The following is a 21,916-nucleotide window of genomic DNA, read 5'->3' on the forward strand; positions in this document are numbered from 1 at the left end:
TTTAGATAGATTATTTCACAACCCGTAGCATAGGTTTACGACTCTTATCCTTAATATCTTTATCTGGAGGAGAAGTTGGTGGCGGAAGATTTTCTTGAGGGAAGGTCATGCCTTGTCCATTTTCTTTGGCATAAATAGCAAGGGTTGCGCACACCGGAAAGATAATTTCATGCACAACCCCAGAAAAGCGTGCTGAAAAGCTAATCCATTCATTTTCTAATGATAGATTTTTTACTGAGTGAGGATGCGTGTTAAGAATGATCTTTCCATCAGAAATATATTGCTCAGGTACTTTTACATCTGGAAAATTAGTATTCACTACCAAATAGGGCGTTAATTGATTATCCGTAATCCATTCATAAAAAGCACGAATTAAATAAGGGCGGCTTGAACTGATAGGAGGAAGATTAGAAGCGTTATCCATAGTTTGCTAGGTTAGATAGTAAATTTAGTTCTCATAGTTCGCTCAAAATCACTTAAGCTTTGTTGAAAGGATTGTCTAGAAAAAATACGATGAATATATTTCTCAACAGTCTTTGTTTTAGGAGAAAAATTGATTCCTATTGTGGGTAATCTCCAAAGTAGGGGGGCTAGAGTAGCATCTAGTAAAGAAAAGCATTCACTCATAAAAAAAGAGGTTTTCTCCAAAGCAGCAGAAAGTATTACCAGATCAGATTTTAACCTATTTCGGGCTTTAACTGAAATGTCTTCATTAGGTCTAAATCCTAATAAACTATGCCATTCTTGCTCAATATGATGGATCATCATGCGAACTTGTGCTCTACTCGCAGGATCTATTGGCATTAGAGGAGGATGGGGATATCGTTCATCGAAATATTCAATAATAATTTTTGGATTATACAGTGTGAAATCCCGGTCAATTAGTATAGGAATTGGCTGATAAGAATTTATTTTTACTAGATTTTTAGGTGGGCAATGAATGTCCGTATATTCGATAGATACTGGAATATCTTTTTCAGCTACGATAATGCGAATACAGTGGCATGTTGGACATAAGGGATCTGAAAATAAAATCATTGTCCCTTTTTTATTAGAGATAGGCATTATGGTTTTTCCTTAAAGTAGAATTAGGCTATTAGTAATAACGCTATCCATTGTGAAATCACTAGACAGCTCTAGCTATGAAATAGAGCTGTCTAGATTCAGATCAGTGCACGTCTTTCCAGTATTCTTTTTTCAGTAAATAGGTGACAACACAGAATATAGCGAGAAAGAATAGTACTTTTGGACCATATTTTTGACGCTCAAGCTGTGCAGGTTCGCCTGCATAAGCTAAGAAATTGACTAAATCATCTAGTGCAACTTCAAACTCTTTAGGAGTCATTGAGCCAGGCTCTGATACCTTTAACTCAGGAGTACCCTTTTTATCCCCCTTTTCAATAAGAGTTTGCCAACCTTGTAAAGACCATAGCGGATTTGGCATAGCAGTATCTTTAAATACAAGGTTATTTACCCCATTAGGACGTTTAGGATCTAAGTAAAAAGTCCGTAAGTAAGTATGAAGCCACTCTGCACCTTTATAACGGGTCACTAAGGTTAAATCTGGTGGTGTCACGCCAAACCATTTCTTAGAATCTTCAGGGCGCATAGTGATAGTCATGGGATCACCAATTTTATCGGTAGTGAACATTAAATGCTTCTTAACATCTTCTTCATCTAATCCCAAATCTTTGGCTACTCGGTTATAGCGCATATACTGTGCTGAGTGACAAGTTAAGCATCGATGAACAAAGATTTTTGCCCCTCTATAGAGGGAATCCTTATTATTTAGATCGATATTGACTTTATCAAGCGGATAATTGGATTCAGAGGCCGATACCAAAGTAGTTGATGAAATCAAAAATAATAAACAAGCGATAACTTTTTTCATTTGTAGATCACCCTCTCTGGAACGGGTTTAGTCTTTTCCAATTTAGTATAAATTGGCATAAAGATGAAATAGGAAAAATACAGTATTGAGCATAGCCGTGCAATCATAGTCTTTTCTGGGCTTACCGGCTTTGTTCCTAAATAACCCAATATGATAAAGCTGATTACAAAAATGGCTAGAGTGATTTTAGAGTACATCCCTTTATAGCGAATGGATTTTACTGGGCTACGATCTAACCAAGGTAAGAAAAACCATACAACAAGAGACATTCCCATTGCAATAACACCAAAGAGCTTATCAGGTACTGCGCGTAATATGGAATAAAATGGTGTTAAATACCATAGAGGCTTAATTTCAGTAGGTGTTTTTAGTGGGTTAGCAGGTTCAAAATTGTCATTTTCTAAGAACCATCCACCGAGTTGAGGGGAATAAAAAATAATGGCAGCAAAGATAAATAAGAATATTGCATAACCCCATAAATCTTTTACGGTATAGTAAGGATGAAATGGAATACCATCAAGAGGAATACCATCCTTACCTTTAGTCGCTTTAATTTCTACTCCATCTGGGTTGTTAGAACCTTTTTCGTGGAGGGCTATAATGTGAGCAACGACCATGGCCAGTAGAAGTATAGGCACTAAGAACACATGAAAGGCAAAGAAACGATTGAGAGTAGGATCAGATACTACAAAATCCCCTCTAATCCATTCAACTAGGCCTGTGCCAATATAGGGAATAGCACCAAAGAGAGAGATAATAACTTGAGCACCCCAATAGGACATTTGCCCCCATGGTTGTAGATAACCCATAAAGGCTTCAGCCATGAGCATGACATAAATAATCATCCCAATAATCCAGATAAGCTCTCTTGGGTATCTATAGGATCCGTAGATTAATCCTCTAAACATATGAAGATACACAGCAATAAAGAAGGCAGAGGAGCCAGTAGAGTGCATATAGCGCATCAACCAGCCCCATTGCACATCTCGCATAATATGCTCAACACTGCTAAAAGCAAGAGTTGCATCTGGTTTGAAGTGCATGGTTAAAAATAAACCACTGGCAAGCTGAATAACTAGTACTAATAAAGCTATAGATCCAAAGTAATACCAAATATTAAAATTCTTTGGTGCATAGTATTCAGCCATATGATCTTTCCATGGCTTAGCTATTGGAAGGCGATCATCTATCCAATCAAATACTTGAACGACTATATTTTTCATTAAGCCTTATCTCCTTCGTTTTCCCCAATCAATATCTTATTTTCAGCAAGATAGCGATAAGGAGGTACAACTAGATTTAATGGAGCTGGAACACCCTCATATACTCTACCTGCAAGATCAAAACGAGAACCATGACATGGGCAAAAAAACCCACCTTTCCAGTCAGATCCTAAATCTTCAGGGGCTATATCTGGGCGATAGCTAGGAGAGCAGCCTAAATGGGTACAAATTCCCACAAGTACACCAATTTCAGGTTTTTGTGATCGGTAATTGTTTTTGTCTGATTCAGGCTGCTGTGATACTTGATCGCTATTAGGGTCACGAAGTTTCCCACTATTTGTTATCTCATCTAACTCTTTTAGCTCTTCTGGTGTACGGTGAAATACCCATACAGGCTGACCACGCCATTCAACAGTCATTAAATGGCCTGCTTCAAGCCTACTAATATCAACTTCTACCGGTGCACCTGCAGCTTGTGCTTGTGCACTTGGCTGCATAGATTGGATAAACGGCACTGCCGCAAATCCTATACCCACCCCACCAACGGCAGTAGCAGCCGCTGTAACAAGGCGACGTCTACCTTGATCGACGTTGTCTGTTATGCTCATGTATTTTACTCCCTTATTAATAAGGTAAACTATTAAAATAAAAACTAATCTTGCTAAAAAACAAGAATCTATAGTACTTTTTTGTGTCCAGCAATTCTACCATAAAAGGTATTGGAAGCTGGGTGTCCATCTGACAGTTCTATCATACTAAATTAGTTTTAAACCTAGTTTAGTGTATGAAGTTTTGAAAGATAAATATTATTGAATACTCTTTAACTATTTAATAGCTAAATTGCTATCAAAATATTTTGATATTGAGATTGCCAAATTTTAAGTTTTAATATTAGGGGAGAACTATGCCTATTTATGAATATCGTTGCCAAGCATGTGGTCATGAGATAGAGGTTTTACAAAAAATTACAGATACACCATTATCTCAATGTCCCTCTTGCAATACGCACCAACTAAGTAAATTAATTTCAGCTGCAGGTTTTCGCCTAAAAGGCGGTGGCTGGTATGAAACAGATTTTAAAAGTAATAAAAACAAACGAAATTTAGCCTCATCAAGTAATGCCTCAAAGGAGGGCTCAAGTAATACAGAGAGTAGTAAAGATAGTGCTGGACCAACAGTAACTCAGTCTAAAGAAAGTAGTGCACCTACCATATCAACGAGCAAATAAAATTTATTTAGTATTTCCCTTTATTAATAAAGGTATTGTCGCTTACACTTATTGGCTTAACTATATTTATTCTGAGGAGTATTCATGCGCAGCCACTACTGCGGGGATTTATCTATCAATCATCTGGATCAAGAGGTTATTGTTTGCGGCTGGGTAAATCGCCGCCGGGATCATGGAGGGGTTATTTTCATCGATCTTCGGGATAGAGAAGGTATTGTTCAATTAGTTTTTGATCCTCAGCACTCCCCAGAGAGTTTTACTTTTGCAAATCAGGTAAGAAGTGAATATGTTCTTCAAGTAAAAGGACAAGTACGATCACGCCCAGAAGGAACTGAAAATTTAGATTTAGCAACTGGCCAAATAGAAGTTTGGGGGCAAAATCTAAGAATCCTCAATACTTCAGAAACTCCCCCATTTCCAGTAGATGAAAAAATGGAAGTAGGAGAAGAAACCCGGTTACGTTATCGCTATATTGATCTTCGTCGTCCTGAAAATTTACAGCGGCTACGCACTCGCTCTTTAATTGTGCAGCGGTTAAGGAATTTTTTGGACAGCCAAGGATTTATTGATATTGATACCCCTATTTTAACTAAATCCACTCCAGAGGGGGCCAGAGATTTTCTTGTACCTAGCCGAACCCATCCAGGTGAGTTTTTTGCTCTACCCCAATCTCCTCAGCTATTCAAACAGCTCCTTATGGTCGCTGGGATAGATCGTTACTATCAAGTTGCCCACTGTTTTCGAGATGAAGACTTAAGAGCTGATCGGCAACCTGAATTTACCCAGTTAGATATAGAAACCTCATTTCTCCATGAAGATACCCTAATGGATCTGATGGAACAAATGATTGTCAAATTATTTGCTACGGTAGTCAATGTCCAGCTAACTACTCCTTTTATACGGATGTCTTATACAGAGGCTCTTAATCAATTTGGTTCAGACAAGCCTGATCTGCGAATTCCTTTGAAACTCATCGATATTGGAGATTTAATGAGAGAAGTAGAATTTAAAGTTTTCTCAGATCCAGCAAAAAATCCCCAAAGCAGAGTGGCAGTATTACGATTGCCTGATGGGGCAAAATTAAGCCGAAAAGAAATTGATGATTATACAAAATTTACTGCAACCTATGGAGCTAAGGGGCTTGCCTATATTAAAGTAATAAACTGCAGCCAAGGAATTGAAGGATTACAATCTCCTATCCTTAAATTCTTACCTGATGAAGTAGTAGGGGAAATTTTAAATCGTACCCAAGCAGTAGATGGGGATATTTTGTTCTTTGGTGCTGATAAATCTTCTATTGTAAATGAAGCTTTAGGTGCACTTCGAGTTAGACTTGGCCATGATCATGGATTAGTTGAGCAAGGCTGGCGACCATTATGGGTAGTTGATTTCCCCATGTTTGAATGGGATGAAAAAGAAAATAGATGGTATGCACTTCATCACCCATTTACCTCTCCTAAAGAAGAAGATCTTTCTTTACTTGAACAAGATCCAGCCACTTGCCGATCTCGAGCTTATGATTTAGTACTCAATGGCACTGAAGCTGGCGGAGGATCCATGCGTATTTTTCAAGCTAAAATTCAAGCACAAGTGTTTCGGCTTTTAGGAATAAATGATGAAGAAGCCCAAGAAAAATTTGGATTTTTACTTAATGCATTAAAATACGGCTGTCCTCCCCATGGAGGCATTGCGTTTGGTTTAGACCGCTTGGCTATGTTAATGACTGGGAGTAACTCAATTCGAGAAGTGATTGCTTTTCCAAAAACGCAAACTGCCAGCTGTCCATTAACAGAAGCACCCGGTTCAGTTTCAGAATCTCAGCTTCGAGAATTAAAAATTAAGACAATTCATCAGCCATCTATTGTAAAATAAATAGCGAACATATTTTATAATCTATAGATGCTACCGTGCTAAATTGAATTGATTGTGGTATGCGTATTTTACGCACAAGTAATTATTGACTAGTTTTTAATGGAGGCTAGAATTATGGCTGAAGCAGCAATAGCAATCCAAAATTACATGGATCTAAATGATGAGGCTTGCCAAGCTCGAGCACTTAAAGCGAAAGAATCATTAGGATCAAAGTTAGTGATTCTTGGTCATCATTACCAAAGAGAAGAGGTGATTCGGTTTGCCGATTATTCTGGAGATTCTTTAAAGCTATCTCGCCAAGCAGCTGCTTCCGATGCAAAATATATTGTTTTCTGCGGCGTGCATTTCATGGCAGAAGTAGCTGATATTCTCTCTCGCCCTGATCAAGTGGTGGTACTACCCGATCTTGCAGCTGGGTGTTCTATGGCTGATATGGCAGATTTAGCAAAAGTAGAACGTGCATGGAAAGAGCTAGGGCAAATAATAGATACTCAAAAAATTATCCCTGTGACCTATATTAACTCCGCAGCTAATTTAAAGGCTTTTTGTGGGCGACATGGAGGGATTGTATGCACTTCTAGTAATGCCCGAGCGGTACTGAATTGGGCATTTGAACAAGGAGAAAAAGTATTATTTTTCCCCGATCAGCACTTAGGAAGAAATACTGCTTATAAAATGGGAATCCCTTTAGAACAAATGGTAGTATGGAATTTTCTAAGGTCTCGTGGAGGATTAATACCAGAGAAAATCCGTGATGCAAAAATTATCTTGTGGCAAGGACATTGCTCTGTCCATCAAATGTTCCAGCCTGAGCATATCGATCGTTTCCTTGAGCGATACCCTGATGCGAAGGTAATTTCCCATCCTGAAAATAGCTTTGAAGTATGCCAAAAATCCCACTATATAGGATCCACTGAATATATTATTAAAACCATTACGGAAAGTCCACCAAACACTCGATGGCTAGTAGGAACTGAGCTTAATTTAGTTAATCGATTGCATGAGCGATTTAAACATGAAGGTAAATTCATTCACTTCATGTCGCCTACGGTGTGTATGTGTTCGACTATGTTTCGTACCGATCCGCAGCACTTAGCTTGGTCCTTAGAAAATTTAGCCCAAGATAACATTGTGAATCAAATTAAAGTACCAGAAAAGGATGCAGAACTTGCTCGTTTAACCTTAGATAGAATGCTTGAAATTTCTTAAATTAAATAGAAAAAATAATTATGAGTGAAACAACCGCCCACAAAATTCTGCCTAATGCAGAGCATACTTATGAAGTTACTTATGCCGACCTTCCCCTTTCTTGTCCTATGCCATCGATGGAAAATTGGAATTCCCATCCTCGAGTCTATATCCCCATCACTGAAACAGGAACAAGAGAATGTCCTTATTGTAGTGCTCTATATATTTTAAAAGATTGGCATTCTCATCCTAAAAAACATAATATCTATTGAAAAATAAGTATTAACGGCGAAAGAGCCAAAATATTAAGCTGATGATAATGCTAGTCAAAATAGAAGTTGTAATAGGGAAGTAAAAACTAAAATTTTCTCGCTTTATTGCAATATCTCCCGGAAGCTGGCCTAGGTTTAATTTAGTAAGCCACGGCCAAGCTAGCCCCACTAAAATAAATAACACTCCTAATATCATCAATATTCGCTGCATGGTATTTCCCCTTTTAGATTTAGTTAATATTTTATGCTACACCAAGTAGCGATTGGTGTAATTATCAATCAACAAGGGCAAGTACTTTTAGCTAAACGTGCCCTCCATGTGCATCAGGGCAATTTATGGGAATTTCCTGGGGGGAAACTAGAATTAAGGGAAAATACTTATGAAGCACTTATTAGAGAGCTCAAAGAAGAATTAGATATTACTATACTTAGTGCCCGACCCCTATTGCAAACTTACTATCACTACCCAGATAGATTAATTCAATTAAACGTATATAAAATTAATAGATTTTCAGGGGTTCCTAGAGGAAAAGAGGGGCAACCTATTGTTTGGGTTTTTCCCCAGGACTTAAAAAATTACGCCTTTCCTCCGGCCAGCCAACATATCATTAAAGCGATTCTCCTTCCTTCAATCTATTTGATTACTAGTGATTTTGCGGGAAATCAGCAAGAATTTTTAGCAAACTTAAAAGTATCCTTAGATTCAGGAATACGCTTAATACAATTAAGAGTTAAAAATATCAGCCAAGCTGATTATATTTATTTAGCAGAAAAAGCAAAAAACCTTTGTGCTAATTATCAGGCAGCTCTATTAGTAAATTCTCACTTTGAATGGATAAACACAGTTAACGTAGATGGAATTCATCTTACGAGTAACCAATTAATGAATTTATCTAACCGACCCTTAGATTCTGATCAATGGGTGGTAGCTTCTTGTCATAATAAAGAAGAGTTAGCCCATGCTGCTAGGATTGGTGTTGATTTTGCGGTCTTAGGACCAGTATTTAAAACCCAATCCCATCCTAATACTTCATCTATGGGTTGGCAGCAATTTCAAGAGTTTATAAAGGAAGTCCCTTTTCCAGTTTATGGTTTAGGTGGGCTAACCTTGGACCACATTCAAGAATCTTGGAATTATGGGGCACAAGGAATTGCAGCAATTGGTGTTTTATGGGGAAAATCGTTAAAGTTACCTTCTTTTAATTAATCTTTATTTTCAGGATAGCTATTTTCGATAGTATCCTTATTAAGGAATTCTTCGCCAGGAATATAGTGTCTCTCTCCTGCCCAAGCACCTAAGTCAACTAAACGGCACCGTTCGCTACAAAAAGGTCGCCAAGGATTTTCTTCTGACCAAATAGTTTCTTTTTTACAGGTAGGGCAGGGAACAGTACGTTTACTCGATTCACTTACCATAAATTTTTATCCTTTAGCCAAGGAAAGATAATATTGATGATAACAGTTTATTTGTTCTGCTAAAGTAATTAAACCTTGGCTGTTAATTAGGCAATCATCAGCAGCACTTAGGCGAAGTGCTTGAGCACATTGGGTATATAGAATAGATTGAATTTTTTCATTTGAAAATCCGTTTCTCTTTTTAACTCGCTCAAACTGCAAGGATTTAGGAATATCAACTACTAAAATACGATCTACAGATTTTTCTAGACCTATTTCCAATAACAGGGGAATAACTAAAATACAATAAGGCTTAATCCCTATATACTGACGGACTCGGTGATAAATTTCCTTAATAATTTTGGGATGTAAAATAGTCTCTAATTTTCTCTTTTCCTGCTCATCACTAAATATTCGCTGATGGAGATACGGTCGATTTAGAGTTCCTTTAGAATCCAAAACCTCTGGACCAAATATCTGTACAATTTCAGCTAAAGCAGGCTGGTTTGGAGCAACTAGTTCTCGAGCGATAGTATCTGCATCAATAATAGGCACTCCAAGGGTTGAGAAAACTTGAGCTACGGTAGACTTACCACTGCCAATTCCTCCGGTAAGCCCAATTTTATAAATAGTTTTATCAACCAAGTTTAGAGAGGGACAAGTAAAGATGATTAATATCATCTCCCCACATTAAGGCTATCCATCCTGAAGTAGCAATATAAGGACCAAAAGAGAGGGGAGTTTCTTTGGTTTGCTTAGTAAAATAAAGCCATAAACTTCCGAATATAGCCCCTCCAAAAGAAGAAAATAGAATAATCATCGGGAGCATCTTCCATCCAAGCCATGCTCCTAACATACTTAAAAGCTTAAAATCACCATATCCCATAGCTTCTTTACGGACTAAAATGCGGAACAATTGGTAAATAAGCCAAAAGAAAAGATATCCAGCCACGGCTCCTATAATACTACTATGAGCATCAGTAAATAAATCAAATAGACTTAGAATAAGCCCTAACCAGAGAAAGGGTAAGGTAATATCATCTGGCAAAATTTGATGATCAAAATCAATTAAGCTAAGTACAATTAGCGCATAAGTTAACGTTAATGCAGCTAACCCTTCCCAAGTGATACCAAAATGCAGAGCAACCACGAGGGAGAACATCCCTGTAAGGAGCTCTACTAGAGGGTAACGGGGGGAAATATTAGTTTTACAGCGGCTACAATGCCCTCGAAGTACAAGATAGCTCAATATGGGGATATTTTCCCAAGGGTAAATAGTTTTTTTACAATGAGGACAATGGGAGTAGGGAAGCCATAAGTTAAATGATTCAGATTTCGGCAATGGATTACCTTGTAATTCTGCACATTGGTATTTCCAGGTTCTCTCTATCATCAAAGGTAAGCGATAAATAACTACATTTAAGAAGCTACCTATCATTAAACCTATTATGAATGATGAAGTGAAAAACGAACCTGGATGATCGTCAAAAAAATATATAAATTCCATAGTAAGATGATTTTTATAATAAGTAATTTAAATGACCGATCCCATTTTAAAGATAGGAAGATACATGGCAATGACTAAACCACCAATAATAACTCCAAGTATAGCCATAATCACAGGCTCCATAAGACTACTTAAACTATCTACCGTATTATTGACCTCCTCTTCATAAGAATCTGCTATTTTCGTAAGCATTTGGCTGATAGATCCTGCCTCTTCACCAATAGATACCATCTGCACAACCATGTCAGGGAAAAGCCCGCTATCACGCATTGCTATATATAGACGACTACCAGTAGATACTTCATCTCGAATTTTTAAAATTCCTTCAGTATAAATCATATTACCTGAAGCATTTGCCACAGATTTTAATGCTTCAACTAGAGGAACGCCAGCAGCAAACATGGTAGAAAGAGTACGAGCGTATCTAGAAATAATGGCTTTATTCAATGCCGATCCAATGACTGGTATTCTAAGTATCATCTTATCGAAAAGATACTCTACGCTCTTAGAACGATTTTTTGCGGTAATCAGCGTATAAATAGTGACTCCTATCCCAGAGAAAATTGCCCACCACCAGGCTTTAAAAAATTCAGAGAGATTCATAACAAATAAAGTAATTGCCGGTAAATCTGCTCCAAAACCGGTAAATAGATCTTTAAATTTAGGAATCACAAAAATAAGTAAAATTGCAGTAATGATAAAAGCAACCACCATAATAGCGAGAGGATAAAATAAGGCTTTTTTTATTTTTCCTTTAACCGATTCTGTTCTTTCTTTGTAAGTTGCAATTTTATCTAGTAGAGTTTCTAGGGTACCGGATTGTTCCCCAGCATGAACTAAGTTACAAAATAGATTATCGAAATGTTTTGGATGTTTTTGTAATGCTTCGGCAAATGTACTACCACCTTCTACTTCTTCTCTTATGTTTTTAGCAAGCCTTTTCATTGCTTCATTTTCATGACTACGTCCAATTAAATCGAAGGACTGAATCATAGGAATACCTGCAGACATCATAGTAGCTACTTGGCGACTAAATAGAGCAATTTCTTTTGGAGAAATTTTATTCTTAGAAAAGCTAAAAAGAGGAGCAGGCTTTTTTTTGATTTTAAGAGATGTAACCCCTTGGCGGCGTAAGTTAGCTTTGATTAAACTAATATTTTTACCTTCTATTTCTCCTTTTATTGCTTGACCCTGACGATTATTTCCTTCCCAAATAAAAGTACTATTTTTTGCTTCAGCCATGGCACAATCACTCTTTAGTTACTCGGTTTACTTCCTCTAAGCTTGTTACTCCAGAAATAATTTTTTTAAATCCAGATTGGCGTAAGTCTGCAATACCCTCCTTTTTTGCCTGACCTGCTAATTCCATTGAATTTCCTCCGCCCATAATTATTTCTCCCATGATTTCAGAGACAGGCATCACCTGATAGATACCAATACGACCTTTATATCCTCCAGCACAATGATCACAACCATTTGCTCTATAAAAAATAGGCCTATCTGCGATTTGCCCTTCAGTAAACCCTTCTTCTAGGAGCACCTGATCAGGGATATGCTCTTTTGTTTTACAATGAGTGCATAAACGACGCACTAACCGTTGCGCAATAATTAAGGAGACAGCAGAGGCGATGTTATAAGAAGGTACCCCCATATTAACTAATCGAGTTAGAGTTTGAGGGGCATCATTAGTATGTAGGGTAGAGAGCACCATATGCCCTGTTTGTGCTGCTTTAATGGCAATCTCTGCAGTTTCTAGATCTCGAATCTCACCTACCATAATCACATCAGGATCTTGACGTAGGAAAGATCTAAGAGCACTGGCAAAAGTAAGTCCTACTTTGGGATACACATTGACTTGATTAATCCCTGGTACGTTGATTTCCGCAGGATCTTCAGCGGTAGAAATATTTATATTCCCCGTGTTGAGAATATTTAGTGCGGTGTAAAGAGAAACGGTTTTACCACTTCCAGTGGGTCCAGTAACCAATACCATGCCGTAAGATTGATGGATAGTATCTAAAAATATCTTTTGCTGTTCTGGTTCATAACCTAAAGAGTGAATACCGATTTGGGCACTAGTAGGATCTAAAATTCTAAGTACTGCCTTTTCTCCAAATAAGGTAGGGCAAGTACTGACTCGGAAATCAATGGATTTTTTGTCAGAAATTTTTGCTTTCATCCGCCCATCCTGAGGAATCCGCCGCTCTGCAATATCTAATCGTGCCATTACCTTAATTCGAGCAGTAATTCGGGGGGATAAATTTACCGGAGGAGTAGCTACCTCGTGTAGAATACCATCTTGCCGATAACGCACCCGATAGGTTTTTTCATAAGGCTCAAAATGAATATCTGAAGCTCCACGGTTGATGGCATCAAGAAGTAGACGATTTACAAAACGAACTATAGGAGCGTCTTCCTCGTCTGACTCAATAAAATTTTCTTCTACCTCATCTTCATTTTGAGTACTCGCAACGGTTTCCAAAGTGCTACTGAGTTCTGCTAGTGCTCTTCCATGACCTTGATTGATTTTATCAATTGCAGAAGAGAGCTTATCTTCCTCTACTAAGATAGGCTCAATGCTTATTCCAGTATAAAATTTAATATTACTGAGTGCCTGTTGGTTAGTAGGATCAGAAATTGCGATAAATAACTTATTCCCCCGTTTAAATAAAGGAAATATTCGATGCTCATGAATTAGTTTTTCTTCAATGAGATTTTGAGGGCTATAGCTAATATCTAAAACATTTAAACTAAACAACGGTATTCCAAATTCTTGGGAAGCAATTTGGGCAATAGTCAGGCTATCAACTAGCTTGTGCTGAGTTAAATAGGAGATAAAAGAGATATTTTCTTGTATAGATTTTTTATAATAGAGCAGAGCATCTGATTCACTTAATAGATTATGAGCTGCAAGGCAATGAGATAAGGTGGCAATTTGTGTTTTTGATGGTGTCATAGTTTTTATATATCCACATAGTAAAAATTATCTTTTTTACTATAAAAATAATTAATTATTATAAATATATAAAGTTAATTATAATAAATTTTAATTTTATGATTGAAGCCTAAAATGAATAATATGTATAGGTATCAAAGGAAAATATTAAAGATTATTTTATTATTTTTTATTACCTTGTCCATAAATGCTTGTGGACAAAAAGGACCCTTGTATTTACCGAAGCAAAAAGAAAACTCCCATAAAATAATGAGTTAAACTAAGTTATGCACTATTTCAATTATCACCATAATATTTTATGGGCTGAGCAAGTCCCCTTAACGGAAATTGCGACCCGCTTTGGCACGCCCTGTTATGTTTATTCTCGTAGCGGAATTGAAAATCAATGGAAAGCTTTTGATCAGGCTTTTCAAAATTATCCCCACCAAATCTGCTATGCCGTCAAAGCAAATAGTAATATTGCGGTTTTAAATATTTTAGCTCAGCTTGGATCTGGCTTTGATATTGTATCTTTAGGGGAATTAGAACGAGTATTGGTCGCAGGTGGAAATCCTAAAAAAATAGTCTTCTCTGGTGTGGGTAAGCGTATTGATGAAATGAAAAGAGCTCTACAGATAGGGATCGCCTGCTTTAATGTAGAATCCCAAGCAGAGCTTATTCAATTAAATAGTATCGCTCAATCTTTAAATCTCCGAGCACCTGTTTCTTTACGGGTGAACCCTGATATTGACGCTCAAACCCATCCTTATATCTCTACCGGATTACATGAAAATAAATTTGGGATCGAAATAAACAACGCAATAAATTTTTATAATTATGGAGTTAATCTATCTAATATTGATTTATTAGGCATAGATTGTCATATTGGATCTCAATTAACCTCTCTTTCTCCTTTTATTGATGCTTTAGATCGAGTACTTACTTTGCTAGAGACGCTAGAACAACAACAAATTCCTATTCATCATTTAGATTTAGGAGGAGGACTAGGAATTACTTATCGTGACGAAATTCCTCCTAGCCCTCAGCAATATGTGACCGCACTTCTTAAAAAATTAGGAACACGGAGTATAGAAATCTGGCTTGAACCGGGGCGTGCTATTGTAGGTAATAGTGGTATTCTTTTAACTCAGGTAGAATATTTAAAACAAACAGGTGACAAAAATTTTATTGTTGTAGATAGTGCCATGAATGATCTGATTCGTCCTGCTCTTTATAATGCTTGGCAAGATATTGTGCCAGTACAGATCAAACCAGAATCTAATCCTATATGCTCAGATGTGGTAGGACCTGTATGTGAGACGGGGGATTTTCTAGGAAAAGATCGATACCTTGATACCCAAAGGGGTGATTTACTTGCAGTGCGATCGGCAGGTGCCTATGGATTTACTATGAGTTCTAACTACAACTCACGTCCTAGAGCAGCAGAGATTATGGTGGATAAAGACCAAGCTTACTTAATAAGAAAGCGAGAGACAATCTCTTCTCTCTATGAAGGGGAATCCCTTTTACCAAAATAGCAATAGGTATAGAAAACAAATAAATGAATAGTCTTCAAGAGGATGAAAAGTTAAGTACCTTACTTAAGCGACTACATACTCGTAGCGCTGTACAAAACGAAGAGGTGCAAAATTATATTGCTATAGCTGGCTCAAAATCTATAGCAGGTTCTGCCTCTGATATGATTGCTGGGCGGACATTTTGGCAAGATAAATTGATAGCACTTGATCAGGATAAAGCACAATTCTGCTACCACTTATGCCGTGCAATTGGTGCTCAAAAAGCAGTAGAAATAGGTACTTCATATGGAGTCTCAACCCTATATCTTGCTGCGGCAATACGAGATAATGGTGGTGGCACTGTGATTGCTACTGAATATGAATCAATTAAAGCTGCTGCCGCTCGTGCACATTTTTTTGAAGCAGGATTAGTCGATCAAATAGATTTACGAGAAGGAGATTTACGACAAACACTCAAATCTCTTCCTCACAATTTGGATTTCGTGCTAATGGATATATGGCTACCTATGGTAGAGCCTGCCCTTGAAATTATAGATCCATATTTACGCCCAGGTGCAGTCATTATTGCAGACAATACTGAAAGTTTCCGCAAAGGTTATGCTGATTTCTTTACATATCTTAAAACCCACAAATATACGACTCAAACCCTTCCATTTGAAGGGGGCTTAGAAATGTCTATCAAGCTAGGTTAGATTGTAATGAACATCGCTTTTACTAAGATGCAGGGGTTAGGCAATGATTTTGTGGTTATTAATACCATTTCTCAGCCCATATCCCTCACTTCTTCCCAGATTAAGCGTATTGCCGATCGTCGACTAGGAATTGGTTGCGATCAAGTATTACTCATTACATCTCCTCCTTCCAGTCAGGTTGATTTTGGCTATCGAATTTTTAATCAAGATGGCGGAGAAGCAGAACAATGTGGCAATGGAGCACGTTGTTTTGCTCACTATATCCATCATTATGGGCTAAGTAATAAAAATATACTTCATGTGGCTACTAAGGGAGGAGTGATTCAACTCCAAAGAGAGGAAAACCAGTATGTTACGGTTAATATGGGTATTCCACGCTTTGATCCCAAACAAATTCCCTTTGGGGTAGATGCAGAAGCACTATTCTACCCATTAACGGTAGCTAATCAATCCATCAATATTGGTGCGGTATCCATGGGTAACCCCCATTGTGTATTACAAGTTCCAGATGTTACTACAGCACCTGTAGCAATTTGGGGACCAGAATTAGAATCTCATCCCTTGTTTCCACAACAAGTTAACGTAGGTTTTGTAGAAAAAATATCTTCCCATGAAATCAATTTAAGAGTCTATGAGCGAGGGGTAGGAGAAACACCTGCTTGCGGCACAGGAGCTTGTGCTGCAGTAGCGGTAGGCAGAAATCAGGGCTGGCTAGCTGAATCAGTTGCGGTACATTTACCCGGAGGATCTTTACATATTACTTGGCAGGGAGAAAATAACCCATTATTTATGACCGGACCTTCAACAGTTGTTTTTGAAGGTTCAATTACACTCGATATGAGCCGTTAATTTTAATGAAAAGTGTTTCTTTATTCACCAGAGGTAATAAAGATGGAAAAAAAATTATTCGATAGCTCTTAACATAATTAAGATATTTAACAGAGTATATCTACCACCTATAGACCACTTTTATTACTGGCTATAGGTTTATTATAAACTCATATAATTATTATATTCCTATGGAAAACCATCAAAAGATTTGGGTAGATAATTTTATTCACCACCTTAAATACGAACGGAATTTATCACCCCATACGATGACAAGCTATCAGCATGATTTAAAAAAAGTGATAGCTTTTTGTGATCAAGAAGATGTAGCAAATTGGAAGCAATTCAATCCTCGTAAAGTACGAACACTGATTACTAGTCTTTCTAAAGAAGGGTTATCCAGTCGTAGTATTCAACGTTTACTCTCTGCGACACGGAGTTTTTATATCTATTTGCGAAAAGAACATGGAGTAGATCATAACCCCATAGAGGGTATTACTCCTCCAAAGGAAGATCGCAAGCTTCCCCATAGTCTTGATACCGATCAAATTGCCCAGCTTTTTAATATCAACTCGGAGGTTAATAAGGAGTTATTAATTCGTGACTGGGCAATATTAGAGCTATTTTACTCATCAGGACTACGCTTATCCGAGCTTGCTCATTTAAATAGGGAGAATTTAGATTTAAATTCTGGAATGGTTCGAGTGGTAGGCAAAGGAGCTAAAACCAGAGAAGTACCCGTAGGTCGTCAAGCAATGGCAGTATTAAGCCGTTGGTTTAGTTTAAGATCAGCTTGGATTCGCAGCGGTGAGCAAGCTGTATTTATTACCCGGCGGGGATATCGCATCTCTCCACGGGCAATCCAAAAACGTCTGAATTTATGGGGGCATATGCAAGGATTTAATGTAGCTATCCATCCTCACCGCTTGCGCCATGCATTTGCAACTCATTTATTAGAGAACAGCGGTGATTTACGGGCAGTACAAGAATTATTGGGTCATGAAAGTATTAGTACAACCCAGATCTATACCCACTTAGATTTTCAACACTTAGCAAAAGTATATGATCAAGCACATCCTAGAGCAAAAAGAAAAGCACGTACACCATAGTGTTAAGAATGACCAATTTCAAAGTTAAGATCGTGTTTTTTGAATAAAACTTTACCTTAGTGTTAATCGTAGCCAAAACTAATTTTGGCTAGCTCGCTATTCTAAGCTAGAATGGTAATTCTGGACTAAATATTATTAAAATCTAGCGCAATGGTTGAGACTAGATTCTAACGTTGAGAATTAATAGGAGGAAAAATGTTAAGAAATATATTTTTTGCTTTAGTCGGTGTTACTGCACTTACTTTGACTTCCACATCAGTTTTAGCGGCTGATGCAGGTGCTGGAAAAGATGCTTATGTAAAAAATGGCTGTGCCGCATGCCATGGTAGTGAAGGACAAAGTGTTAATGCAAAGATGTTTCCTGTACTCAAAGATAAAGATGCAAGCTTCATTGTAGAACAGCTTCACGCATTTAAGTCTGGAGCAAGAGTAGGAAAAGGTGCCGGTGTTATTATGAATGCAAAGGCCAAAGCACTCAGCGATGATGATATAGCCAATATTGCTGCATTTGTCACTGGCGGTTAATTTCATTTTTTAGTTTCACCTTTAGGGAACGCTGGCAATACGCCAGCGTTTTCTTTTTGATAAGTATTTTTTAAACCAATCTATATATTCCCTCTCTAAATTACTCTAGTAACTAATCCTGTATTTAAAATTTAGTGCTTGTTTCGATGCATTTATTAAGGGATTTTCATGTTCTTTAAAAGAAGAAGTCTAAAGCAAGTCAAGAGTGTAATACTTATTGCTATCAATTTTTGGAGTATATCTCCTAGACTATGGGGTATAAATTTAAATCCAGATAATGTAGGAGATGCTTTAGTATTTCCTTATTACACAGTTGCCAATAGTTTTAATACATCTATTTCTCTTACCAATACTACCGATCAAGTTAAAGAAGTTAAAGTTCGGTTTCGAGAAGGAGAAAATGGCTGGGAGGTACTTAGTTTTCATCTCTATCTTTCACCTAAAGATAACTGGATAGGAACATTAACTTCTAGTGATAACGGTGTACTGATAAATACATCAGATAAATCCTGCACTATTCCCTCTATTCCTCTAGGAGGACTCCTCTTCAAAACTAGTGGATTCACTCAAAATAATAATGGAAAAATAGAAGCAATTGATGGCGGTTTGGGTACACCTCAAAGCCGATTAACACAGGGTTACATAGAAATATTAGAGATGGGGGTGATTAATAATCCAGAAAACAATCCAAGTTTTACTCCTGCAACCGATGCAACTCATACAAATGGAATCCCAAATAACTGCCAAGCTTTAACAGATGCTTGGAATCAAGGTGCTTGGGTAGATGGTGTAATTTCAGACCATACAGCAGGTGTCTCCAGTCCCACAGGAGGACTCACAGGCACTGGAATAATCGTAAATGTTGCACAAGGAACTAGCTATAGCATAAAACCGATCGTTATTGATCATACTTTCTATAATATAGGTGCGGTTAACCATCTTCCACCACAAGTCTATGGACCAGATTTCTCTAGTGCTGATATTACCAGCCAGATAATTAAAGACAAAGTAATCACGACAAATTGGTCCGGTGTAGGTCAATCATTTTCTGGGTATACGAATAATCCTAATCAAGAGGCTATAATTCGAGGCAACCCTACGCAAGGAGTTAATGCGGTCAGTGCAATACTGATGAGCAATACAGTTTTTAACCAGGTCACTATTGATCCTAGTTTAGCCGGAGAAACTTCATGGATACTTACTTTTCCTACCAAGTGGTACTATACGCCCTTAAATAATTTAAGTTCAAATGCTGGAATAGCTCCATTCACTAGTAGCTTTGGGGCAACAGGTGCTCCAGAAAATATAGGAATTACTCTATTTGATAGAGAAGAAGGGAAAAAGCAGGCTACTTTATTTTCAATATCTACTTCAGCGACAAATGTACTACCTTGGGCAGTCAATATCTTTAGCTACAGCCAAGACTCTGAAACAAACATACCATTGAGTACTTCCAACTTAGAATCAAGTATTGTTACGGGAGAGGAAGTTTTTAACGGGTGGGTTAAAGCTCATTTAGCCACTGATCTTCATCAGCAATTAAAAGCCAAAGACGGTACCATATATTATGGTTTGCCAGTGACTGGATTTAGCGTACAACAATTTAAAAGCAGCTATGCCGATACCACTAGCTTTTTCAGTAGTTCGTATGCTCATAGCTTTCAATCTTGTATTTCTACCGCCGATCCTGCCCCATGTAATCAAAACAATACATCTATCAACGTAAATCAACCTACCCCTCCAATAACTACTCCAGCTCCAACTCCAGACATAGAGACGATGATTCAAACTGCAGTAGCTGCTACAGAACAACCAGCAAAGCTTGCTGCGGTTCAAGCTGCATTTACTGCAGCCACCCAACTTAGTTCTCTAACCAGCATAGGTATTCATCAGCCTATCCAACCTAATTTCGAACCTATTGTAGTTGAAGCAGTACAAATTGCTACCGCTGCTGCAAAACAAGCCGCAACCACCGCAGCTACCCAAGCAGCTTTAGCAGAAAAAGCTCAAGCAGAAATAAATCAAGCTGCCATGACTGCAGCTACCCATACAGCAACTATTACTGCAGTACAAACTGTGGCTAGTTTAATTAATTCAGAAGGTCTACATTAATGACTACTTTGGTAAATAGTCATTCCCATAGCCAAAAAATATCAGGATTTACTTTAGTAGAATTACTCATCGCCATTACCTTAATGGGCATTATTCTAGTGATTCTTTTTGCTGGGTTGCGGCTAGCTACTCGTAGTTGGGAAGGAGTGGAAAGCAAAAATAGTGCTACTGAACGCTTTAGAGTCATCAATCATCTCTTTCGCCACCAAATTCGCTCCTTAAGCTTACCTTTTTATATGGTGCCAAATCGGGGAAGAGTGTTAGCATTTTCTGGATCTGAGCAAAGTATTTCTTTTGTCGCTCCTTTTTTAGAGGAGCTAGATTTGGGTGGACTATATTGGATTACTTATGAGCTAACATATAAGGACGGTGAAGCAACACTTGTGATGTATTGGCGACCCTATCGTCCTAATGAGCAGCAAATCAACAATTCAGATCAGGAGATACTTCTGGAGAATATTTCTACAATTCGTTTTTCTTACTTTGGTGCTCTAAACCAAAACTTAGGATCTAATTGGTATAGTTATTGGGATAATCCCACTCAGCCCCCACAATTAGTACAATTGAAAATTGAAACTAATGATATGGAATGGCCCGAAATTGTTGCTAAAATTCAGGTTGATCCTCAAAATACGATGGGAGGGGGTGCAGGAGCAATTCGTTTTGGTCGCTAATAAATCAAAAGACACAAAAAACTGTGGTATTGCCCTTGTAATTGTATTATGGGTCATTACTTTAGTTGCCGTTATTGCCAGTAGTTTTACCTATACAGTTCGGGTTGAAACCAACTTAGTTACCCACTTAACAGAGCAAGCAGAAGCCAGAGCTCTAGCTGAAGGAGGAGTTGCTTATGCTGCTTTTGATTTACAACGCCCTATGGGTCGCCAATTTACCCCCGATGGAACAATCTATTCTTGGCTAATCGATAATAACGTTGTTGCCATCTCAATACAGGATGTAAGTGGTTTAATTGATATTAATACAGGCAATGTTAATCTTTTTATAGGATTGCTTATTACTATAGGTATACCAAACCAAGAGGTATTTCCTTTAATAGATAAAATTAAAGACTGGACTGATCCGGATAATATTCGCCAACCTCAAGGTGCAGAAAGTCAAGATTATATAGCAGCTGGACTATCTCATGGTCCTAAAAATGGACCTTTTGAAAATATTATCGAGCTACAACAAATATTGGGCATGACCTCTGAACTATATCAACAAATAGCTCCCTTTGTTACGATATTTTCTAAACAAGGAGGCATTAATCCAAGTGTAGCTCCTCCCGAAGTATTAATGGCTATTCCAGGAACTACTCCAGATTTAATTGAATCCTATATACAAGCACGAGAAACAAGAAAATTACAAGGGCAAAGCCCTCCTGTTCTTCCCACGGGTGCTGAATTTCAGGGTTTAAATGGAGGGCAGACCTATAAAATACGATCAGAGGTTGAAATTATTAATGGTGGCAGTGCGATCGCTGAGGCGATTATTTCCGTTAATAGCACGGGATCTGGTACTGTTGCAGTACAAGGAGTAGGAGCAAGGTCCGTAATGCCTAATCTTAGCGTGTTTGAATGGAAAAGTGATTAGTTTTTATT

25 protein-coding genes are annotated in these 21,916 nt (G+C 37.8%); 14 read left to right on the plus strand and 11 right to left on the minus strand.

Features of this window, described 5'->3' with window-relative positions:
- Positions 1–10: 10 nt before the first annotated feature.
- From OOL07_RS00400 to petA, 5 genes are all read right to left on the minus strand, one after another.
- Positions 11–424 carry a ClpXP protease specificity-enhancing factor gene (locus OOL07_RS00400; protein WP_264694075.1) on the minus strand — a complete coding sequence of 138 codons (414 nt, stop codon included), beginning with the start codon at positions 422–424 and terminating at the stop codon, positions 11–13.
- Positions 425–435: 11 nt separating this feature from the next.
- Entirely contained in the window at positions 436–1,065 is a 630-nt protein-coding gene (locus OOL07_RS00405; RefSeq protein WP_264694077.1) for a glutathione S-transferase N-terminal domain-containing protein, read from the minus strand.
- A 103-nt stretch (positions 1,066–1,168) separates the two neighbouring features.
- Entirely contained in the window at positions 1,169–1,891 is a 723-nt protein-coding gene (locus tag OOL07_RS00410; RefSeq protein ID WP_264694079.1) for a cytochrome c1, read from the minus strand.
- Positions 1,888–3,114 carry a cytochrome b gene (locus OOL07_RS00415; protein WP_319804015.1) on the minus strand — a complete coding sequence of 409 codons (1,227 nt, stop codon included), beginning with the start codon at positions 3,112–3,114 and terminating at the stop codon, positions 1,888–1,890. The genes OOL07_RS00410 and OOL07_RS00415 overlap by 4 nt, the downstream gene beginning before the upstream one ends.
- Entirely contained in the window at positions 3,114–3,722 is a 609-nt protein-coding gene (gene petA / locus OOL07_RS00420) for a ubiquinol-cytochrome c reductase iron-sulfur subunit (RefSeq protein ID WP_264694082.1), read from the minus strand. The genes OOL07_RS00415 and petA overlap by 1 nt, the downstream gene beginning before the upstream one ends.
- A gap of 296 nt (positions 3,723–4,018) precedes the next feature.
- Between petA and OOL07_RS00425 the strand changes: the two genes are divergently transcribed.
- From OOL07_RS00425 to OOL07_RS00440, 4 genes are all read left to right on the plus strand, one after another.
- Positions 4,019–4,342 (plus strand): FmdB family zinc ribbon protein, encoded by a 324-nt coding sequence (locus OOL07_RS00425; RefSeq protein WP_264694084.1) that lies wholly within the window; start codon positions 4,019–4,021, stop codon positions 4,340–4,342.
- Positions 4,343–4,426: 84 nt separating this feature from the next.
- Positions 4,427–6,214, plus strand: coding sequence for an aspartate--tRNA ligase (gene aspS / locus OOL07_RS00430; RefSeq protein WP_264694086.1), 1,788 nt, complete (start codon positions 4,427–4,429; stop codon positions 6,212–6,214).
- Positions 6,215–6,313: 99 nt separating this feature from the next.
- Positions 6,314–7,423, plus strand: coding sequence for a quinolinate synthase NadA (gene nadA / locus OOL07_RS00435; protein ID WP_264694088.1), 1,110 nt, complete (start codon positions 6,314–6,316; stop codon positions 7,421–7,423).
- 20 nt (positions 7,424–7,443) lie between these two features.
- Complete coding sequence (locus OOL07_RS00440; RefSeq protein ID WP_264694090.1) at positions 7,444–7,674, plus strand: zinc-finger domain-containing protein; 231 nt, start codon at positions 7,444–7,446, stop codon at positions 7,672–7,674.
- A gap of 10 nt (positions 7,675–7,684) precedes the next feature.
- Here the strand turns inward: OOL07_RS00440 and OOL07_RS00445 are convergent, their stop codons facing one another.
- Entirely contained in the window at positions 7,685–7,885 is a 201-nt protein-coding gene (locus OOL07_RS00445; RefSeq protein ID WP_264694092.1) for a DUF2905 domain-containing protein, read from the minus strand.
- A gap of 33 nt (positions 7,886–7,918) precedes the next feature.
- On the opposite strand from OOL07_RS00445, the gene OOL07_RS00450 reads away from it, so the two are divergent.
- Complete coding sequence (locus OOL07_RS00450) at positions 7,919–8,881, plus strand: Nudix family hydrolase (RefSeq protein WP_264694094.1); 963 nt, start codon at positions 7,919–7,921, stop codon at positions 8,879–8,881.
- On the opposite strand, the gene yacG is transcribed toward OOL07_RS00450, so the two are convergent.
- From yacG to pilB, 5 genes are read right to left on the minus strand one after another with little or no spacing between them, the layout of a single operon-like run.
- Positions 8,878–9,090 (minus strand): DNA gyrase inhibitor YacG, encoded by a 213-nt coding sequence (gene yacG, locus OOL07_RS00455; RefSeq protein WP_264694096.1) that lies wholly within the window; start codon positions 9,088–9,090, stop codon positions 8,878–8,880. The genes OOL07_RS00450 and yacG overlap by 4 nt on opposite strands.
- Before the next feature lie 6 nt (positions 9,091–9,096).
- On the minus strand, positions 9,097–9,750 hold the full coding sequence (coaE, locus tag OOL07_RS00460) for a dephospho-CoA kinase (protein ID WP_264694098.1): 654 nt from the start codon (positions 9,748–9,750) through the stop codon (positions 9,097–9,099).
- Entirely contained in the window at positions 9,707–10,576 is an 870-nt protein-coding gene (locus OOL07_RS00465; protein ID WP_264694100.1) for a prepilin peptidase, read from the minus strand. Before OOL07_RS00465 ends, coaE begins: the two co-directional genes overlap by 44 nt.
- Before the next feature lie 27 nt (positions 10,577–10,603).
- On the minus strand, positions 10,604–11,818 hold the full coding sequence (locus tag OOL07_RS00470; protein ID WP_264694102.1) for a type II secretion system F family protein: 1,215 nt from the start codon (positions 11,816–11,818) through the stop codon (positions 10,604–10,606).
- A gap of 7 nt (positions 11,819–11,825) precedes the next feature.
- On the minus strand, positions 11,826–13,532 hold the full coding sequence (gene pilB, locus OOL07_RS00475) for a type IV-A pilus assembly ATPase PilB (protein WP_264694104.1): 1,707 nt from the start codon (positions 13,530–13,532) through the stop codon (positions 11,826–11,828).
- A 123-nt stretch (positions 13,533–13,655) separates the two neighbouring features.
- Here pilB and lptM point away from each other — a divergent pair, with 123 nt between their 5' ends.
- From lptM to OOL07_RS00515, 9 genes are all read left to right on the plus strand, one after another.
- Complete coding sequence (gene lptM / locus OOL07_RS09240; RefSeq protein ID WP_413774115.1) at positions 13,656–13,790, plus strand: LPS translocon maturation chaperone LptM; 135 nt, start codon at positions 13,656–13,658, stop codon at positions 13,788–13,790.
- A gap of 8 nt (positions 13,791–13,798) precedes the next feature.
- Positions 13,799–15,049: a diaminopimelate decarboxylase gene (gene lysA, locus OOL07_RS00480; RefSeq protein WP_264694106.1), complete on the plus strand. Its 1,251-nt coding sequence runs from the start codon at positions 13,799–13,801 to the stop codon at positions 15,047–15,049.
- 23 nt (positions 15,050–15,072) lie between these two features.
- Positions 15,073–15,741: an O-methyltransferase gene (locus OOL07_RS00485; RefSeq protein ID WP_264694110.1), complete on the plus strand. Its 669-nt coding sequence runs from the start codon at positions 15,073–15,075 to the stop codon at positions 15,739–15,741.
- A 6-nt stretch (positions 15,742–15,747) separates the two neighbouring features.
- On the plus strand, positions 15,748–16,590 hold the full coding sequence (gene dapF / locus OOL07_RS00490; protein WP_264694113.1) for a diaminopimelate epimerase: 843 nt from the start codon (positions 15,748–15,750) through the stop codon (positions 16,588–16,590).
- A 170-nt stretch (positions 16,591–16,760) separates the two neighbouring features.
- A complete protein-coding gene (xerC, locus tag OOL07_RS00495; RefSeq protein WP_264694116.1) occupies positions 16,761–17,678 on the plus strand; it encodes a tyrosine recombinase XerC in 918 nt (305 codons plus the stop codon).
- A gap of 195 nt (positions 17,679–17,873) precedes the next feature.
- Entirely contained in the window at positions 17,874–18,203 is a 330-nt protein-coding gene (locus tag OOL07_RS00500; protein WP_264694118.1) for a c-type cytochrome, read from the plus strand.
- Positions 18,204–18,371: 168 nt separating this feature from the next.
- The gene (locus OOL07_RS00505) at positions 18,372–20,315 is read left to right on the plus strand and encodes a hypothetical protein (RefSeq protein ID WP_264694120.1); all 1,944 of its coding nucleotides are present in this window, start codon (positions 18,372–18,374) and stop codon (positions 20,313–20,315) included.
- Entirely contained in the window at positions 20,315–20,989 is a 675-nt protein-coding gene (locus OOL07_RS00510; RefSeq protein ID WP_264694122.1) for a prepilin-type N-terminal cleavage/methylation domain-containing protein, read from the plus strand. Before OOL07_RS00505 ends, OOL07_RS00510 begins: the two co-directional genes overlap by 1 nt.
- Positions 20,979–21,908, plus strand: a complete 930-nt coding sequence (locus OOL07_RS00515; protein ID WP_264694124.1) for a type II secretion system minor pseudopilin — start codon at positions 20,979–20,981, stop codon at positions 21,906–21,908. The genes OOL07_RS00510 and OOL07_RS00515 overlap by 11 nt, the downstream gene beginning before the upstream one ends.
- Positions 21,909–21,916 lie beyond the last annotated feature (8 nt).

Source organism: Candidatus Nitrosacidococcus sp. I8, from assembly GCF_945836005.1.
In the GTDB taxonomy this organism is placed as follows: Bacteria; Pseudomonadota; Gammaproteobacteria; order Nitrosococcales; family Nitrosococcaceae; genus Nitrosacidococcus.

Coding starts and splice junctions, on each gene's coding strand:
- OOL07_RS00505 (WP_264694120.1), top strand. CDS start 18,372: ATGTTCTTTAAAAGAAGAAGTCTAAAGCAAGTCAAGAGTGTAATACTT.
- OOL07_RS00510 (WP_264694122.1), top strand. CDS start 20,315: ATGACTACTTTGGTAAATAGTCATTCCCATAGCCAAAAAATATCAGGA.
- OOL07_RS00470 (WP_264694102.1), bottom strand. CDS start 11,818: ATGGCTGAAGCAAAAAATAGTACTTTTATTTGGGAAGGAAATAATCGT.
- OOL07_RS00405 (WP_264694077.1), bottom strand. CDS start 1,065: ATGCCTATCTCTAATAAAAAAGGGACAATGATTTTATTTTCAGATCCC.
- OOL07_RS00445 (WP_264694092.1), bottom strand. CDS start 7,885: ATGCAGCGAATATTGATGATATTAGGAGTGTTATTTATTTTAGTGGGG.
- OOL07_RS00465 (WP_264694100.1), bottom strand. CDS start 10,576: ATGGAATTTATATATTTTTTTGACGATCATCCAGGTTCGTTTTTCACT.
- aspS (WP_264694086.1), top strand. CDS start 4,427: ATGCGCAGCCACTACTGCGGGGATTTATCTATCAATCATCTGGATCAA.
- OOL07_RS00500 (WP_264694118.1), top strand. CDS start 17,874: ATGTTAAGAAATATATTTTTTGCTTTAGTCGGTGTTACTGCACTTACT.
- OOL07_RS00485 (WP_264694110.1), top strand. CDS start 15,073: ATGAATAGTCTTCAAGAGGATGAAAAGTTAAGTACCTTACTTAAGCGA.
- OOL07_RS00450 (WP_264694094.1), top strand. CDS start 7,919: ATGCTACACCAAGTAGCGATTGGTGTAATTATCAATCAACAAGGGCAA.
- OOL07_RS00425 (WP_264694084.1), top strand. CDS start 4,019: ATGCCTATTTATGAATATCGTTGCCAAGCATGTGGTCATGAGATAGAG.
- lptM (WP_413774115.1), top strand. CDS start 13,656: ATGTATAGGTATCAAAGGAAAATATTAAAGATTATTTTATTATTTTTT.
- OOL07_RS00440 (WP_264694090.1), top strand. CDS start 7,444: ATGAGTGAAACAACCGCCCACAAAATTCTGCCTAATGCAGAGCATACT.
- OOL07_RS00410 (WP_264694079.1), bottom strand. CDS start 1,891: ATGAAAAAAGTTATCGCTTGTTTATTATTTTTGATTTCATCAACTACT.
- nadA (WP_264694088.1), top strand. CDS start 6,314: ATGGAGGCTAGAATTATGGCTGAAGCAGCAATAGCAATCCAAAATTAC.
- dapF (WP_264694113.1), top strand. CDS start 15,748: ATGAACATCGCTTTTACTAAGATGCAGGGGTTAGGCAATGATTTTGTG.
- coaE (WP_264694098.1), bottom strand. CDS start 9,750: ATGATATTAATCATCTTTACTTGTCCCTCTCTAAACTTGGTTGATAAA.
- OOL07_RS00400 (WP_264694075.1), bottom strand. CDS start 424: ATGGATAACGCTTCTAATCTTCCTCCTATCAGTTCAAGCCGCCCTTAT.
- OOL07_RS00415 (WP_319804015.1), bottom strand. CDS start 3,114: ATGAAAAATATAGTCGTTCAAGTATTTGATTGGATAGATGATCGCCTT.
- xerC (WP_264694116.1), top strand. CDS start 16,761: ATGGAAAACCATCAAAAGATTTGGGTAGATAATTTTATTCACCACCTT.
- petA (WP_264694082.1), bottom strand. CDS start 3,722: ATGAGCATAACAGACAACGTCGATCAAGGTAGACGTCGCCTTGTTACA.
- lysA (WP_264694106.1), top strand. CDS start 13,799: ATGCACTATTTCAATTATCACCATAATATTTTATGGGCTGAGCAAGTC.
- pilB (WP_264694104.1), bottom strand. CDS start 13,532: ATGACACCATCAAAAACACAAATTGCCACCTTATCTCATTGCCTTGCA.
- yacG (WP_264694096.1), bottom strand. CDS start 9,090: ATGGTAAGTGAATCGAGTAAACGTACTGTTCCCTGCCCTACCTGTAAA.